14 protein-coding genes are annotated in these 14,681 nt (G+C 63.6%); 5 read left to right on the plus strand and 9 right to left on the minus strand.

Annotated features, from left to right (window positions below; all coding sequences use genetic code 11):
* Positions 1-229: 229 nt before the first annotated feature.
* Together ACPPVR_RS36715 and ACPPVR_RS36720 are read right to left on the minus strand one after the other, a co-directional pair.
* The gene (locus tag ACPPVR_RS36715) at positions 230-841 is read right to left on the minus strand and encodes a LysE family translocator (RefSeq protein WP_426611370.1); all 612 of its coding nucleotides are present in this window, start codon (positions 839-841) and stop codon (positions 230-232) included.
* A 94-nt stretch (positions 842-935) separates the two neighbouring features.
* A complete protein-coding gene (locus ACPPVR_RS36720; RefSeq protein ID WP_426611371.1) occupies positions 936-1,310 on the minus strand; it encodes a response regulator in 375 nt (124 codons plus the stop codon).
* A 124-nt stretch (positions 1,311-1,434) separates the two neighbouring features.
* Between ACPPVR_RS36720 and ACPPVR_RS36725 the strand changes: the two genes are divergently transcribed.
* Positions 1,435-2,277 carry an SDR family NAD(P)-dependent oxidoreductase gene (locus tag ACPPVR_RS36725; protein ID WP_426611372.1) on the plus strand — a complete coding sequence of 281 codons (843 nt, stop codon included), beginning with the start codon at positions 1,435-1,437 and terminating at the stop codon, positions 2,275-2,277.
* Positions 2,278-2,457: 180 nt separating this feature from the next.
* On the opposite strand, the gene ACPPVR_RS36730 is transcribed toward ACPPVR_RS36725, so the two are convergent.
* Positions 2,458-3,264, minus strand: a complete 807-nt coding sequence (locus ACPPVR_RS36730) for a lytic murein transglycosylase (protein WP_426611373.1) — start codon at positions 3,262-3,264, stop codon at positions 2,458-2,460.
* A 157-nt stretch (positions 3,265-3,421) separates the two neighbouring features.
* Here ACPPVR_RS36730 and ACPPVR_RS36735 point away from each other — a divergent pair, with 157 nt between their 5' ends.
* Positions 3,422-4,357, plus strand: a complete 936-nt coding sequence (locus ACPPVR_RS36735; protein ID WP_426611374.1) for an OmpA family protein — start codon at positions 3,422-3,424, stop codon at positions 4,355-4,357.
* A 525-nt stretch (positions 4,358-4,882) separates the two neighbouring features.
* On the plus strand, positions 4,883-5,119 hold the full coding sequence (locus ACPPVR_RS36740) for a hypothetical protein (protein ID WP_426611375.1): 237 nt from the start codon (positions 4,883-4,885) through the stop codon (positions 5,117-5,119).
* A 74-nt stretch (positions 5,120-5,193) separates the two neighbouring features.
* Here ACPPVR_RS36740 and rpoD read toward each other — a convergent pair whose 3' ends face one another.
* Positions 5,194-7,338 carry an RNA polymerase sigma factor RpoD gene (gene rpoD, locus ACPPVR_RS36745; protein WP_426611376.1) on the minus strand — a complete coding sequence of 715 codons (2,145 nt, stop codon included), beginning with the start codon at positions 7,336-7,338 and terminating at the stop codon, positions 5,194-5,196.
* A gap of 375 nt (positions 7,339-7,713) precedes the next feature.
* Positions 7,714-9,726, minus strand: a complete 2,013-nt coding sequence (gene dnaG, locus ACPPVR_RS36750; protein WP_426616257.1) for a DNA primase — start codon at positions 9,724-9,726, stop codon at positions 7,714-7,716.
* A 181-nt stretch (positions 9,727-9,907) separates the two neighbouring features.
* Between dnaG and ACPPVR_RS36755 the strand changes: the two genes are divergently transcribed.
* The gene (locus tag ACPPVR_RS36755; RefSeq protein WP_426611377.1) at positions 9,908-10,471 is read left to right on the plus strand and encodes a chlorite dismutase family protein; all 564 of its coding nucleotides are present in this window, start codon (positions 9,908-9,910) and stop codon (positions 10,469-10,471) included.
* Here the strand turns inward: ACPPVR_RS36755 and ACPPVR_RS36760 are convergent.
* The 3 genes from ACPPVR_RS36760 to ACPPVR_RS36770 form a co-directional block, all read right to left on the minus strand.
* Positions 10,468-10,866: a gamma-glutamylcyclotransferase family protein gene (locus ACPPVR_RS36760; RefSeq protein ID WP_426611378.1), complete on the minus strand. Its 399-nt coding sequence runs from the start codon at positions 10,864-10,866 to the stop codon at positions 10,468-10,470. The genes ACPPVR_RS36755 and ACPPVR_RS36760 overlap by 4 nt on opposite strands.
* Positions 10,867-10,992: 126 nt before the next feature.
* Positions 10,993-11,808, minus strand: coding sequence for a transglutaminase-like domain-containing protein (locus ACPPVR_RS36765; RefSeq protein WP_426611379.1), 816 nt, complete (start codon positions 11,806-11,808; stop codon positions 10,993-10,995).
* Entirely contained in the window at positions 11,809-12,720 is a 912-nt protein-coding gene (locus ACPPVR_RS36770) for a transglutaminase family protein (RefSeq protein WP_426611380.1), read from the minus strand. It lies immediately after the preceding gene.
* A gap of 92 nt (positions 12,721-12,812) precedes the next feature.
* On the opposite strand from ACPPVR_RS36770, the gene ACPPVR_RS36775 reads away from it, so the two are divergent.
* A complete protein-coding gene (locus tag ACPPVR_RS36775) occupies positions 12,813-13,619 on the plus strand; it encodes an N-formylglutamate amidohydrolase (protein WP_426611381.1) in 807 nt (268 codons plus the stop codon).
* On the opposite strand, the gene ACPPVR_RS36780 is transcribed toward ACPPVR_RS36775, so the two are convergent.
* Positions 13,616-14,599, minus strand: a complete 984-nt coding sequence (locus ACPPVR_RS36780) for a DUF3592 domain-containing protein (RefSeq protein ID WP_426611382.1) — start codon at positions 14,597-14,599, stop codon at positions 13,616-13,618. The two genes, ACPPVR_RS36775 and ACPPVR_RS36780, sit on opposite strands and share 4 nt — an antisense overlap.
* Positions 14,600-14,681: the final 82 nt, after the last annotated feature.

The raw sequence follows: 14,681 nt of genomic DNA on the forward strand, positions 1-14,681 counted from the left end.
GCCCTCCGCCGAGCATCCCTCGTGTCGCGTTTAACCATGAACCCTTGAGAGGATACTATGGCTAAGAAAGCGAAGAAGGCGAAGAAGGCGAAGGCGAAAAAGACCAAGAAGGCGAAGAAGAAGTAACTGAACTTCTTTTTCTTTGCCCGGGTGGAGCCTCGCTCCGCCCGGGCGTCGGGTCAGGTTGAGAGTTTGAAGATGGCGGGCGCAAGGCCCGCTTTTTTATTGCTTATCGCTCGGCGAACGCCAGCTTGGCGCCGAGCAGTGCAAAGCCGGCGGCAAAGCTGCGTCGCAGCCAGGCCATCACGGCGGGGCGCGAGATGACGCGCTCGCGCACCGAGGCCGCGCAGAGACCGTAGACCACGAACACCGCTAGCGTCATCGCCATGAAGGCGCCGCTCAATTCCAGCATCCGCGCCAGCACATGGGCCTCGTCCACCGCGATGAACTGCGGCAGGAAGGCGAGAAAGAAGATCGAGAGCTTCGGGTTGAGGATGTTGATCAGGAAGCCGGTCACGATGACCCGGCCGCTGGAGCGCTCCTTGATATCAGCCTCGACCGAAAGCGCCCCGGTCTCGCGCAGCGCCTGCCAGGACATGTAAAGCAGATAGGCCACGCCGCACCATTTCAGCGCCGCAAAGGCGAGCGCGCTCGCATGGAGCACGGCGGCCAGGCCCAGCATCGCCGCAATCATATGCGGCACGATCCCGAGCGTGCAGCCGAAGGCGGCAGCTATGCTGGCGCGCGAGCCGCGGGTGAGTGCCGCGGCCAGCGTGTAGAGCACACCGGTGCCGGGGGACGCGACGACGATGAGCGAGGTGAGCAGGAAGGACAAGGTCATGTCCTGTCCCTACCATTCCTGCCCGGTGCGGAGAAGTCACGACACGGTCAGCGCCTGCCGCCGACGCCGTCGGCGCGCCGGCGACGCCGTCTGCCTAGGATCGTTGCGCAATCTCGGCTTCGCGCAACACGTCGAGCGGCGCCCAGGGCTTGGCCCAGAATTTTGCACCGTCAGGCAAGGGTTGCATCAGCGGGCGGCCCGAGGTGACGACGACGTCGAGCTTCGGATTGCGATCCTTGGCGACGTGCGCCAGCTCGACCCCGTTCATGCGGCCGGCGAGCTGCACGTCGGTCAACATCAGGCACAGCGCGCCGGCGTTCTTGTCCAGCACGCGTTCGGCTGCTTCGGCACTCTCACACTGGATGACCTGGTAGCCGCTCTCTTCCAGCAGGAGACTGAGCATCTCCCGCTGCATGGCGTCGTCTTCTACGATGAGTGCGGTTGCGCGAAATGGTTCTGACTGTCCCATCGACGGCTCCCAATGCTTTGCGTCCACCTAACGCAAGTTAAGGAGCGAACGCCCTTGCAGTTCGGTTCCATTCTGAAAAAATGCAAATCGTAGTTCCTTATCCAAGGCTCGACGGGGGTTGACCATGACTGCGATTCGCGGCGCTGCCGCTATCACCGGAGCGGCCAGCGGCATTGGCCGCGCGCTCGCAATCGAACTGGGCCATCGCGGCTGCGACCTCGCGCTCGCTGATCGCGACGAGGCCGGGCTGAAGACGCTCGCCGCCGAGATCGGACAAGGAACCGGTCAAACGCGCAAGGTCAGCGTCCATCGTGTCGATGTCGGCGAGCCCGGTGACATCGCCCGGTTCGCAACCGAGGCGATCGCGGCCCACCCGTCGCTCAACATCCTCGTCAACAATGCCGGCGTGGCGCTGCTCGGGCAATTCGATGAGATCGACCAGGCGCAGATGGACTGGCTGTTCGGCATCAACTTCTGGGGCGTGGTGCACGGCACCCGCGCCTTCCTGCCGCATCTGAAGACGAGGGACGAGGCGCATATCGTCAACCTGTCCTCGATCTTCGGCATCATCGCGCCGCCCGGACAATCGGCCTATGCGGCAGCCAAATTCGCGGTACGCGGCTTTTCCGAGAGTGTGCGCCATGAGCTTGTTATGGCGGGAAGCCCGGTAAAACTGTCGGTCGTCCATCCCGGCGGCGTCGCCACCTCGATCGCGCGCAGCTCGCGTACCGGGACAGGCGTCACCGACAATGCGCGACGTGCGCAAATGATCGACCGGTTCGAGACTGCGGCAAGGACCACGCCGAAGGACGCGGCGCTGCGCATCATCAGGGGTATCGAGAAGAACGAGCCCCGCATCCTGATCGGCAACGACGCCCGCTTCATGGACATTTTGCAGCGCTTCCGCCCGGGGACATATTGGGCGTCGTTGCAACGGAGGTTGGAGAAGATGGCGAAGAGGACGTGAGGTAAGGCGCGATCGCGTTGCCTTATCTTCCGCTGTCGTCCCGGCGAAGGCCGGGACCCATAACCACCGAATTCAGTTTGGCGAAGACTGCCGTTCGGTACTCCCACCGTCCGCGGCAGATAGATTCCGCGGTATGGGTCCCGGCCTTCGCCGGGACGACGACAAGGAGAAACCGCACCCTCACTGCCCCACCAACCGATCAGCAAAATACCCGATCGTCTTCCGATAAATCACGGCCCTGTTCCACTCCCGCATCGCATCGAAATTGGCGGTGCCTTCACCGTAGGGCTGGCCCATCTTGAAGCCGTTGGTGTGCAGCAGGTTCGCGGTCGAGGCGAGCACGTCGGGGACGCTGTGGCGGAGGTCGACGTGGCCGTCGCCGTCGAAATCGACGCCGTATTTGATGTAGGACGACGGCAGGAACTGGGTCTGGCCGATCTCGCCGGCATAGGCGCCGATGAGGTCGCGCAGCGGCAGGTCGCCGCGCTGCACGATCTTGAGCGCGGCCAGCAGTTCGCCCTGGAACAGCTCGGTGCGGCGGCAGTCATGCGCCAGCGTTGCGAGCGTGCGGATCACCGGCAGCTTGCCGATGTCGCCTTTGCCGAAATCGCTCTCCAGCCCCCAGATCGCAACCAGGATCTGCCGGGGCACGCCGAACTGCTGCTCGATGCGCGAGAGCAGCGCGGCGTGACGCTGGAGCAGCGCCTTGCCGCCATTGATGCGGCCGGGGCCGACACGGGTCGAGACATACTGCTCAAAGCTCTTGTTGAAGGTGTAGCGCTGGCGCCGGTCGAAGGCGAGCACCGCGCCATCCTGGGTAATCCCGCTGAAGGCAGCGCTGGTCGTGCTTGCCGAAACGCCGGCTCCTTGCGCCTCTGAAGTCATGCCGGCGACAAAGCTGTTGAAGTCGCCACCGCAGCGCGCGGCTTCGGCTTGGCCGCCGGCCAGCGCGAGGATGAAGGCGGTGGCCAGGGCGTGTTTCAACATGCGAGAAAATCCTCAAGAATTATGCGCGAAGCAGGGCTGCGATCATGCCCGGGAACCAGAGTCCCGTCAAAGCGGCAAATCCCCACCAGAACCGATCGCTACGTGTGCGCGACTAAAGAGTTGCGCTCACCCCCATCCCCAACTGTTCGAGATGACCATGCCCATTCCGTACCGAATGATCGCTGTCCTCGCCTTGCTCTGCTTTCACGCCATCACGGCCGCCTCCGCGCAGACGCGCGACGCGGCGGGCGCCCGTGACTATCCCGGCATCGGCCGCTTCACCGGTAGCGTCGTCACCGGCTATGTGGTGAAGGATTTTGACGCGGCGCGGATGCAGGCGGCCGCCTTCAAGGACGGCCAGCCCACAGACGCACGGCGGCTCGAGGGCCGCATCATCCGCATCGCCTACCGCACCAATCCCGGCCCCTCGATCCTTGAAGTCTCCCGCAATTTCGAGACGCAGCTTGCGAAAGCCGGCTTCGAGACCTTGCTGGCCTGCGACACCGACGCCTGCGGCGCCATTCCCTTCACCGAAGCCATCGACACGCTGCCGGTGCCGCAGATGTGGGTCGACGGCTTCAACTATCGCTATTTTGCGGGCCGCAAGACCGAAGGCGGGCGCGAGACCTATGCCAGCGTCATCGTCAGCCAGAACAATCAGGAGATCTATGCGCAGGTCACCGTCGCGGAACTGGGCGCGATCGAGAACAAGATGATCGATGCTGCCGCAATGGCCAAGGGTCTCGGCGAGACCGGGCACATCGCGCTCTACGGCATCTATTTCGACACCGACAAGGCCCTGCTCAAGCCGGAGAGCCGCCCGACACTGGAGCAGATCGCAAAGCTGCTCATGGGCCAGCCACAACTCAACGTCTTCATCGTCGGCCACACCGACAGCCAGGGCGCCTATGAGTACAATCTTGATTTGTCGAAGAGGCGCGCCGAAGCGGTTGCTGCCGAGCTCGTGAAAAGCTTCCGCATTGCGCAAGCACGGCTGCGTACCGCGGGCGTCGGGCTGCTCGCGCCTGTCGGCTCCAATGCAACGGACGCCGGCCGCGCAGTGAACCGGCGCGTGGAGCTGGTAGCGCCGTGAGTAAGAGGGAACTGCCGCGGCGCACCGGAGCAACGTGATGTGTGCACCGAGAAGCACGAAACTGATTCACCTATGTTAAGTCAGCGCGTGCGCGCGCTCGCCGAAACGCAGTGCACGCGCTCTCGCGCTAAGCACACCACCTTCCGCTGCATTGCGAGAGCAGACAAAATGAACAAAGTATTTCGGCTATCCAAGCATCTCCTTCGAGAACATGCCGGAACCAGCGATCACACGCGCCGCATATCTGATGCGCCCGCTGCGACATCAACGCGACCACGATTTATCTTGCCATCGCATGGCGCGAACTATAGCCTTCTATTTTAAGTTGCTGCCCTGCCAGCCCCGGGTGGCGCTGAAGACCAAAAATAAACGGCGGGCTTTTCGGCCCGCCGTTTATCGAGGCAAGGGTCGGGTCGCATCGCGCGGACAGATTTCGTCAAGCAGTCGCGCAAAAAGCCCCTCAAACCGACGCTGGCGGCTGTCGAAGTCATTTGACTGTAGCGCTCTTATCGACGACAAGCCGCCATGGCTAAAAAACCTGGAACCAATCCCAAAGGCGAATTCGCCTTTTTCAACGTCTTCTACGAAGACGGCTCCCAGCGCTCCAACCGGCGCGTGCCGTCGGAGTTGCTCGGAGGCCTCGATGGCGATGAGCCCGCCCGCGCCTTCATCATGGAGCAGGACCGCGAGATCGCCGAAAAATCCGGCCGCCCGCCGCTCGAGATCAAGACCCTCGACCGGGTCGGCGCGAAGAAGAAATAGGCTGCGTCCAAGCGTCAGCATAAACAAGAACGGCGGGCCTCGGCCCGCCGCTTTCGTTTGGATCGATGCCTGGATTAGTTATCCAGGAAGCTCCGCAGCTTCCGCGACCTTGACGGATGCTTCAGCTTCCGCAGCGCCTTGGCTTCGATCTGGCGAATACGTTCGCGGGTGACCGAGAACTGCTGGCCGACTTCTTCCAGCGTGTGGTCGGTGTTCATGCCGATGCCGAAGCGCATACGCAGCACGCGCTCTTCGCGCGGGGTGAGCGAGGCGAGCACGCGCGTCGTGGTCTCGCGCAGATTCGACTGGATCGCCGCGTCGATGGGGAGGATCGCGTTCTTGTCCTCGATGAAATCGCCGAGGTGCGAATCCTCTTCGTCACCGACGGGCGTTTCCAGCGACAACGGCTCCTTGGCGATCTTGAGGACCTTACGGACCTTCTCCAAGGGCATGCCGAGCTTCTCGGCGAGCTCTTCCGGGGTCGGCTCGCGGCCGATCTCGTTGAGCATCTGGCGCGAGGTGCGCACGATCTTGTTGATCGTCTCGATCATGTGCACGGGGATACGGATGGTCCGCGCCTGGTCGGCGATCGAGCGGGTGATCGCCTGCCGGATCCACCATGTGGCGTAGGTCGAGAACTTGTAGCCGCGGCGGTACTCGAACTTGTCGACCGCTTTCATCAGGCCGATGTTGCCTTCCTGGATCAGGTCGAGGAACTGCAGACCGCGGTTGGTGTATTTCTTGGCGATCGAGATCACGAGACGGAGGTTGGCTTCCACCATCTCCTTCTTGGCCTGACGGGCTTCGCGTTCGCCCTTCTGCACGGAGTGCACGATCTTGCGGAACTCGATGATCTCGAGGCCGGTCAGCGCCGCGAGCTGGTGCACCTCGTGGCGAAGGTCCTTGATGCGGTCCTTCTCGTGGTGGACGAAGTTCTTCCAGCCCTTGGCCGAAAGCTTCGAGACACGGTTGAGCCAGCGCGGATCGAGCTCCGAGCCGGTGTAGTTGCGCAGGAAGTCTTCGCGCGCGACGCCATGGCTGTCGGCCAGGCGCATCAGGCGGCCCTCATGCGAGACGAGGCGCTTGTTGATGTCGTAGAGCTGCTCGACGAGCGAGTCGATACGCGCCTGGTTCAGGCGCAGCGACTTCACCTCGACGATGATCTCGTCCTTGAGCTTGCGGTACTTGCGCTCCTGGTGCGGCGAGAGCGAGGGACCATGCGAGGTGCTCTCGAGCTGGTTCTGGATGTCCTGCTCTTGCAGCTTGCGCAGCTTCTTGTAGCTCTCGGCGATCTTGTCGAAGATCTCGACGACCTTGGGCTTGAGCTCGGCCTCGATTGCCGCAAGCGACATCTGGTTCTCGAACTCGTCGTCCTCGTCCATGTCGGACTCGGCGGCGGACTCCGCAGGATCCTTCTCGGCTTCGCCGGCATTGCCGGGCGCAGGCACGGCGCGGAACGGGGTCGGCGACGGTGGTGCGGCCGGCGGCGCGACATGCGAGGGCGCGCCGGCAGCGGCAGGCTGGCCGCCTTCGGCCGACGCTTCGCCGTTGGGACCGGCGATCATCGCATTGTTCATGCCGGCCTTGGCATCGGGCCCGGCATAGGTCGCTTCGAGATCGATGATGTCGCGAAGGAAGATCTTTCCTTCGTTCAATTCGTCGCGCCAGATGATGATGGCCTGGAAGGTCAGCGGGCTTTCGCAGAGCCCTGCGATCATAGCCTCGCGGCCGGCCTCGATGCGCTTCGCAATCGCGATTTCGCCTTCGCGGGACAGCAGCTCGACCGTGCCCATCTCGCGCAGATACATGCGCACGGGATCGTCGGTGCGTTCGCCCGGCTCGCTCTTCTTGACCTCGGTGACGGCCTTTTGCGTGACCTCGACGAGTTCGTTGTCGGTCTCGTCCTCGCCGCCCTCGTCTTTATCTTCCTCGCCTTCGCTATCGTCGGCTTCGGTGACGTTGATGCCCATGTCCGAGAGCATGGACATGATGTCCTCGATCTGCTCGGGCGAGGTCTGGTCGGACGGCAAAACTTCGTTGAGCTGATCGAAGGTCACGAAGCCGCGCTTCTTGGCCTGCTTGATCATCTTCTTCACCGCTGCGTCGGACAGATCGAGCAACGGCGACGGTGCGTCCTGGGAGTCCTTCTCCGGCGCATCCGCTGCCTTGTCGTCTTTTTCCTTGTCCTTCGCCTGCAGCGTCTTTGCCTTGGTGGCCATCCATTGCTCCTAAACGCGCTTCACACAGACGTTCGCCGCGCCTGCCTGAAATCACTTGAACCTGTTGCTCGACGCTCTCGCTTCGTCAGATCTCGACACGGAAAGGGCGGCGCGAACATCTGATCGCCACCCCCAACTTTCCCTCGCCGGATTTGCCTAACGCTTCGTGAGCACCTTTGTCGCAGCGGATGCAGGTGAAGTGCCAACAGATATTGCGCGGATTCATTCCTGACGCGTCTGTTCTGCCTGCGGCCGCCTGGGGGCCAAAGTGCTACAAGACCGTTAAGCCTCGATTAACCCTGTTTTTGCCGCCAAACCTTGGATTTGGCGAGTCTTTTAGCGGTTCCGGCCCCGGCCGTCCGCATGATTCTTTCGTCACACACTCTTCTGGAACCGGCCCGACAGCTCGCCAAAACCCTCGATCAGGGCCTCGGTGCCATCGACCTCGGCCAGCCGGGCTTTGACGTCCCGCAGCCACGCCATATTGGCCTCGCTGGGATCCTCCCCCAAGGCCAGCTCGGCGTCCTTCAGCTCTCTAAGTAGTGAATGGTATTGCCGATGCAAGGCAACGAGCTGGTGCCAGGTCGAGAGAACGTCGTCCCGGGCCGCGCCCTCCCTTGCACCCCACACGGCCTGCGTTGTGATGCCATTCTCAACCCTTTGAAGAAGCTGCGAAAATCCGCCTTTCTCGATGTCGGACCGCATTTTCTCGGCCTGCTCGCCAGGGTCCGGTGAGTGGTGATGATCGTTGGCGAAGGCGGCGATGATGCCGGCCCGCAGCTTGTGGGCCTCGGGATGGGCCAGCTCCAGGGCCGCCACCTCCTCCAGATGCTCATGCAGAAGCCAGGGGTGGTTGATCAGGATCTGCAGGATCAGCGCCTCGCGCCGGGAAATGGCGCTGCGCTGTCCGCGCATGATCGGGCTCGCCGCCAGCTGGGGGCTCGCCGCCTGGTAGGGGCCGGAGGGAAGCGGGATGGGACCGGGCGGGCCGCGGCGGCCTCCCCCAAAACCCTGGCCACCGAATCGATTCGCCTGTCCCCCGCCCCTCGGCTGGAACTGGCGACCGGGGGAGCCTGCACGGAAATTGCCCCGGCCGGCAAAGCCGCCGCGTCCGCCTTCCGGCGCGAATGTGCGCTGAAGCCGCTCGGCGAGATCCTGGCGATAATAGCGCCGCACCACCTCGTCGCGGATGCCGTTGGAAAGCTCCTTGATGCGCGCCTCCAGCGCGGCGCGGCGTTCGGGGGTGGCGAAATTACCGCCTTCGAGCTCGCGCGACCAGATCATGTCGGCGAGCGGGCGTGCCGCCGCGATCACCTCCTCGATCGCTCCGCGGCCGCCGGAGCGCGCGAGATCGTCGGGGTCCTGCCCTTCCGGCAGCAGCGCAAAGCGCAGGCTTTTTCCGGGTGCGAGGAATGGCAGTGCGAGGTCGGCAGCACGATACGCCGCCTTCTGTCCGGCCTTGTCGCCGTCAAAGCAGAGGATCGGCTCGTCCGCCATCTTCCAGAGCAGCGCGAGCTGGTTTTCGGTCAGCGCAGTGCCGAGCGGCGCGACGCTGCCTGCAAAGCCCGAAGTGACCATGGCGATGACGTCGACATAGCCTTCGACCACGATCACCGGCGCGCCATTGTGGGATGCGGCGCGCGCGGTCTGGTGGTTGTAGAGATTGTCGCCCTTGTGGAAGAGCGGCGTCTCCGGCGAGTTCAGATATTTGGCCGGAACGTCCTTTTCCAGCGCGCGCCCGCCGAAGGCGATGACGCGACCGCGCAGATCGGTGATCGGAAACATCACGCGATCGCGGAAGCGGTCATAGGGCACGGGAATGTCGTCGCCGGCCACCAGCATGCCCGTTTCGACCATGTCCTCGACGGAGACACCGAGCTTGCCGAGATGCTCCTTCAGCGCAAAGCGATCGGGCGACGCATAGCCGAGACGGAACTGCAATTGCGTTGCCGGCGAGAGCGCACGGTCGGCGAGGTAACCGCGCGCCTTGGCGCCCACGCGCGAGGCCAGCGTTTCGGCAAAGAATTTTGCCGCGAGATCCATGACGTCATGCAGCGTGCGGCGGCGCTGCTCGTGCCGCGCCGCATCAGGCGTCACCGCCGGCAACGGCAGGCCCGCCATGCTGGCGAGCCGCTCCACGGCCTCCGCGAACGGCAGGCCGTCGGTCTCCATCACGAAGGTGATGATGTCGCCGTGCTTGCCGGAGGAGAAGTCGTGGTAAAAACCCTTCTGGTCGTTGACGTAGAAGGATGGGGTTTTCTCCTGCTGGAACGGCGACAGCCCCTTCCACTCGCGCCCGGCCTTCTTCAGCTTGACGCGCTTGCCCACGACTTCGGAGACCGAAAGCCGGGCACGCAGCTCGTCGAGAAATTGGGGCGTGAAGCGGATCATGTGTGTGTAGCGCGAACCAAGGTGAGTCGGGGCGAAGGATCAGGGATATAGGTGCGGCCTGCCTAAAAGTCAGGTTTGTCAGGATTATACGCGCTGTTCACAGGCCTTTCCGGCGCTGAGCGCGCGCCCCGAATGAGAGAGGCCTTGAACCCCGCCCGGTTCCACGCTTCCATGGGCCATGTTCAGGACGTTTCGAGGTGGTCAGAGCGGGGGCTGGCGCGTGACCTCGGTTTCGCCCGTGACGGGCGAGCCCCTGCCTTTCATGCCGGCGCTGTCGGTGATCGACGGCGATGCCGTCTCGTTGCCGCTGGTGCCCTCGCGCCTCGCGTGGCGGCTGGTGGGCGCCCCGAGCACGCTGCGCTACACCGAGCGCGCCGAGAAACAGCAGCTCACGGCGGTGCAGGCCGGCCTCGGCCGGCTTGAGGCCACCTACGCGGCGCTGATCCCGATCCGCAAATCGCAAGCCTGGTGGGAGCTCACGCAGGAAGAGCGGCGCGCGATATTTGAGGACAAATCGCACCACATCGCCAGCAGCCTGCGCTTCCTGCCCGCGATCGCGCGGCAGCTCTATCATTGCCGCGACCTCGGCGAGCCCTTCGATTTTCTCACCTGGTTCGAATTCGCGCCCGCGCATGCCTCGTTGTTCGACGAGCTGGTGGCGATGCTCAGGCAAACCGAGGAATGGACTTACGTCGAGCGCGAGGTCGATGTCCGCGTGGTGAAGGAAGTGCTTTCGGCTTAATACGCGAGGAAACGGCCGGACGCGATGCGCGGCAGATCGGTGACGGGCCAATTGTAGATGTAGGTCCAGGCCTTCTCGGTGACGCCGTCGGCAAGCGTCACGTCGATCAGCTTGCGCAAATATTCGGTCGGCTCCGGAAAGCCTTCGCCGCAGGCCTCATACATGTCGAGCTCGCGCAGGAGCTCGTCGGGCGCACGGAGATGAACGAGTTCGCCGTGGACGAGATCGGATGGCGCGTCCGACAGCAGCAATCCCGGATAATGCTTCACCAGCACGAGCTTGCCGCGGCACGTCGCCTCACCCAGGAAATCCGCATGGCCCGCAAGCAGCCGCGCCATCGGATGGTCGAAGCCGCGCATCAGGGTGCCGTAGACGAAGAGACGATCGGAGGTCATGGCGGCTCTATAGCCTCCCAACACCGTCATTGCGAGAAGCTCTTGCGACGAAGCAATCCAGACTTCGCCGCGGGGACCGACTGGATTGCTTCGCTGCGCTCGCAATGACGGAGGGGGAACAGCCGCTCACCCCGCCTTCGCCACCTCGTCACTCACCACCACGAACTTCTTCAACTCCATCCGGCCGAAGCTCGTCGACAGCGCGACGTCTGCGGCGTCGCGGCCTGTGGCCATCAGGATACGACCCGTGCGGGGGACGTTGTGGCGGGCATCGAAGGTGAACCATTTGCCGGACAGCCAGACCTGAAACCAACCGGAGAAATCCATCGGGGACGGATCCGGCGGAATGCCGATGTCGCCCATGTAACCGGTGCAATAGCGCGCGGGGATGCCCATGCAGCGGCAGAAGGTGAGCGCGAGATGCGCGAAGTCGCGGCAGACACCGGTCTTCTGCTCGTAGACGTCATGCGCCGATTTCATGTGATGGGCGTGCTCGTAGCCGAAGGTGACGTGCTCATGCACGAGCTCGGTAATGGCAGCGACGCGCTTCCAGCCCGGCTTTGTCTTGCCAAACAGCGACCAGGCGATGTCGGTGAGCTTGTCGGTCTCGCAATAGCGGCTCGGCATCAGATAGAGCAGCAGCTCGTTCGGCAGTTGCTCGATCGGGAGTTGCTGCGCGGTCGGCATTACCTCGTCGGGCCGGCCGGTGTCGCGCACCAACGCGCTGCCCTTCAGCGTCACACCACCGGCGGGCGCAACGAGGCGGCCGCACACATTGTCAAAGCCGTCGCGATAGAAGCGGATGGGAACGTCGGGCTCCGCGACCACCGTCTCCTTGCCGATGATGTCGGCCCGCCGCGAGGGGTGGATGTTGAGCATGATCACCATCGGTGTCGGCTGCGCTGCCGCGTAGGTGATCTCGAAGCCGACCTTGATCTCCATCTATAAAACCTCTGCCTCCATCTCTTCGTCGCTGTCCTGATCGTCCGAGACCACCCTGATGCTCACGTCCATGGCTTCGAAGGCATCTCCCGGGCCGATATAAACGCCGTATAGCGGGATCGCCTGGCGCGGATCGCGGGCGACCGCGACACGGATGAGATCGCGGGTGCCGACGATGCCATTGGTCGGATCGAACTCGATCCAGCCCGCGCTCGGCAAATAGACCTGCACCCAGGCGTGCGTCGAGCCACCGCCGACGTGATGTTCCTCGATATCCTCCGGCACGAAGATGTAGCCGGAGACGAACCGCGCGGCGAAGCCGAGATGGCGCAGCGCTTCGATCATAAACAGCGCATAGTCCCGACAAGTTCCCGTGCCCGACTGCAAAGTGTCGAGTGGATGCTGCGTGCCGGGCTCATGACGCTTGCGGTATTTGAACTGCTCGCGAATGCCGTGGGTGATGCCGCTCAGGATCTTGAAGGTCGGCGACGGTGAATCCTCATCGAGGAAGCCGCGCGCCCATTCCGCGATCTCGCCGTCGGGATCGGCATATTGCGGCGTGATGTACTGGACGAGGTCGGGGAATTCCTCATCGTCGTAGATGAAGGGATAAAAGAAAGCGGGATCGTCCGGCGTCAGCGCGAACTCCTCCACCGGATTATGCTCGACGGTGACGTGCCAATCGAAGCTCAGCGTGTCGGCACGCTCGTCAAAATTGGCGATCGCGACCGAATTGCCGAACACATCGTGGATCCAGCGCAGCGACATCGGCGTCGGCGAGATGTCGAGTTGAAAGTCGAGCACGCGCAGGTCATGCCCGTCGCGCGGACGCAGCATGATCCTGTGTTCGCCGAACGCCACGGGGCGATCGTAGCGATATTCGGTCTTGTGATGAATCGTCAGTAGCGGCATCGTCGGGCGATCATGGTGATTTTGGACAGGACAATCTATACCGATTCCTGCCCAATTTCCGGGGGCGACTGCTTTTTCCATAGGCAATCAGGATGGCTTTAGACACAGCCGACGCGACCGATCAACTCCTCGGCGAGGGGGACATACCGCCAGTGCATGAGGTGAATGCAGGGGGAGCATCGCCGTTCCTGCTGACCTCGGATCACCACGGCCGGGTGCTGCCGCACTCGCTTGGCGACCTCGGCGTCGCCGAAAGCGAGCTGACGCGGCACATTGCCTGGGACATCGGCATTGCCGGCGTCGCCGACCGGCTCGCGAAGATGCTCGACGCGCATCTGGTCGCCCAGCGCTATTCGCGGCTCGTGATCGACTGCAACCGCCCGCCGGGCGCGATGAGCTCGATCCCCATGATCTCCGAGGCCACGACGATCCCGCGCAACGAGGGCATTTCAGAGCATGAGCGCGAGGCACGGCGGCGCGAGATCTTCGAGCCCTATCATCACCGCATCGCTGCCGTGATCGACAGCCGCGTGCACGACAAGCAACCAACCGTGCTGGTGTCGCTGCACAGTTTCACGCCGGTCTATCCCGGCGTCGCGCGGCCCTGGCACATCGGCGCGCTCTACAACCGCGACACGGTGCTGCCAAAGCTCCTGCTCAAGCACCTGCGCGCCGAGAGCGATCTCGTTGTTGGCGACAACGAGCCCTATGCGGTGAGCGACCTCACCGACTACACCATCCCCGTCCACGGCGAGGCCCGCGGCCTGATCAACACCGGCATCGAGATCCGCCAGGATCTGATCGCGGACCAGTCCGGACAGCAGCAATGGGCGGAGCGGTTGGCGCGGAGCTTTGCGGAGATCGAGGTGGAGTTGCGGGCGGAGCGGCTGGTCGGCTAGCCGCCGCGCGTCGCGACGAACAGCGCCAGCGCGGCGAAGATCGCGGCGATGCCCCACAGCACGTAGGCAATGCGGCCGTCGCCGCGCGCGTCGAGCGTGGCTTCCGCCGGGTTGTCCGGGTTGACGCGAACCTCGACGGTCGCGCCGTCCTGATAGCGCGACATCAGCTTCTCCAGCATCTTGTTGGAGGCCGACGGCGTGCCTGCTGCGACGCGCGCGCACTCGTTGGTGTATCTGATGTTCAGATAGCTATAGGTGTAGGTCACACGCTTGCCAAACATCTCGGTACCGCGGCTTTCGCCGGGTTTGCTGGCCTCGTGATATTCCTCCATCTCCGACAGCTTGATGGTGCCCGCCACCACCGGCCATCGCGTCGCCATCGAGGCCTGCCGCTGCACGGCGACTCCAAACAGCGCGATGACGGCGCCGAACGCACCGAAGCCGACGACGAGGCCTGCGAGATCAGGCCGCGCGATGTGATGCGCGAGATAGGCGTAGCTCTGGTTGAGGCCGAACGCCGAGCCGAAAATGATGGCGATCACAATCGCCGTGCCGATGCCAAGGCAGCCCCACAGCCCCTTGGGCAGGTCGCGCTCCAGCACGGCCTGATCGGGATGGCGCGGATTGTAGTAGACGGTGACGATGCTGCCGGCGGGATATTTTGCGAGCTGCTCGGCCACCTGGAAATTGCCGAGGTCCTCACCAATCGAGATGCGGTTGTTGCTGAGCTTGCGGCCGGCGACCGAATATTCATAAGTCACGTTCGCAAAATTGCGGCTCTCGAGGCGATAGCCCTCCTCGCGCTCGTCATCGGACACCCTGACCTCGCGCACCTCCGCAACTGACGTAACGACCTTGCCGGGTGCTTGCGGCCAGCTCCGCGCCTCGCGGGCCTGCCAGGTCTTCACAATGGCGGCAATCAGGATGAGTCCGAGCGGTGCGAGCAGCATCGCGTAGACGAACCAGGGCAGATCAGGCACGGCAAATCCTTCGTCGGCGGCAATGCCCGATTGGACGCATCGCCGCCGACAAAGGTTCAATCCGAAGAGACGTGAAAGCGGG

This window comes from Bradyrhizobium sp. McL0616 (assembly GCF_049993385.1).
Classification (GTDB): Bacteria; Pseudomonadota; Alphaproteobacteria; order Rhizobiales; family Xanthobacteraceae; genus Bradyrhizobium.

Coding starts and splice junctions, on each gene's coding strand:
- ACPPVR_RS36715 (WP_426611370.1), bottom strand. CDS start 841: ATGACCTTGTCCTTCCTGCTCACCTCGCTCATCGTCGTCGCGTCCCCC.
- ACPPVR_RS36735 (WP_426611374.1), top strand. CDS start 3,422: ATGCCCATTCCGTACCGAATGATCGCTGTCCTCGCCTTGCTCTGCTTT.
- ACPPVR_RS36760 (WP_426611378.1), bottom strand. CDS start 10,866: ATGACCTCCGATCGTCTCTTCGTCTACGGCACCCTGATGCGCGGCTTC.
- ACPPVR_RS36730 (WP_426611373.1), bottom strand. CDS start 3,264: ATGTTGAAACACGCCCTGGCCACCGCCTTCATCCTCGCGCTGGCCGGC.
- ACPPVR_RS36725 (WP_426611372.1), top strand. CDS start 1,435: ATGACTGCGATTCGCGGCGCTGCCGCTATCACCGGAGCGGCCAGCGGC.
- ACPPVR_RS36775 (WP_426611381.1), top strand. CDS start 12,813: ATGGCTTTAGACACAGCCGACGCGACCGATCAACTCCTCGGCGAGGGG.
- rpoD (WP_426611376.1), bottom strand. CDS start 7,338: ATGGCCACCAAGGCAAAGACGCTGCAGGCGAAGGACAAGGAAAAAGAC.
- ACPPVR_RS36740 (WP_426611375.1), top strand. CDS start 4,883: ATGGCTAAAAAACCTGGAACCAATCCCAAAGGCGAATTCGCCTTTTTC.
- ACPPVR_RS36765 (WP_426611379.1), bottom strand. CDS start 11,808: ATGGAGATCAAGGTCGGCTTCGAGATCACCTACGCGGCAGCGCAGCCG.
- ACPPVR_RS36720 (WP_426611371.1), bottom strand. CDS start 1,310: ATGGGACAGTCAGAACCATTTCGCGCAACCGCACTCATCGTAGAAGAC.
- ACPPVR_RS36755 (WP_426611377.1), top strand. CDS start 9,908: ATGTTCAGGACGTTTCGAGGTGGTCAGAGCGGGGGCTGGCGCGTGACC.
- ACPPVR_RS36770 (WP_426611380.1), bottom strand. CDS start 12,720: ATGCCGCTACTGACGATTCATCACAAGACCGAATATCGCTACGATCGC.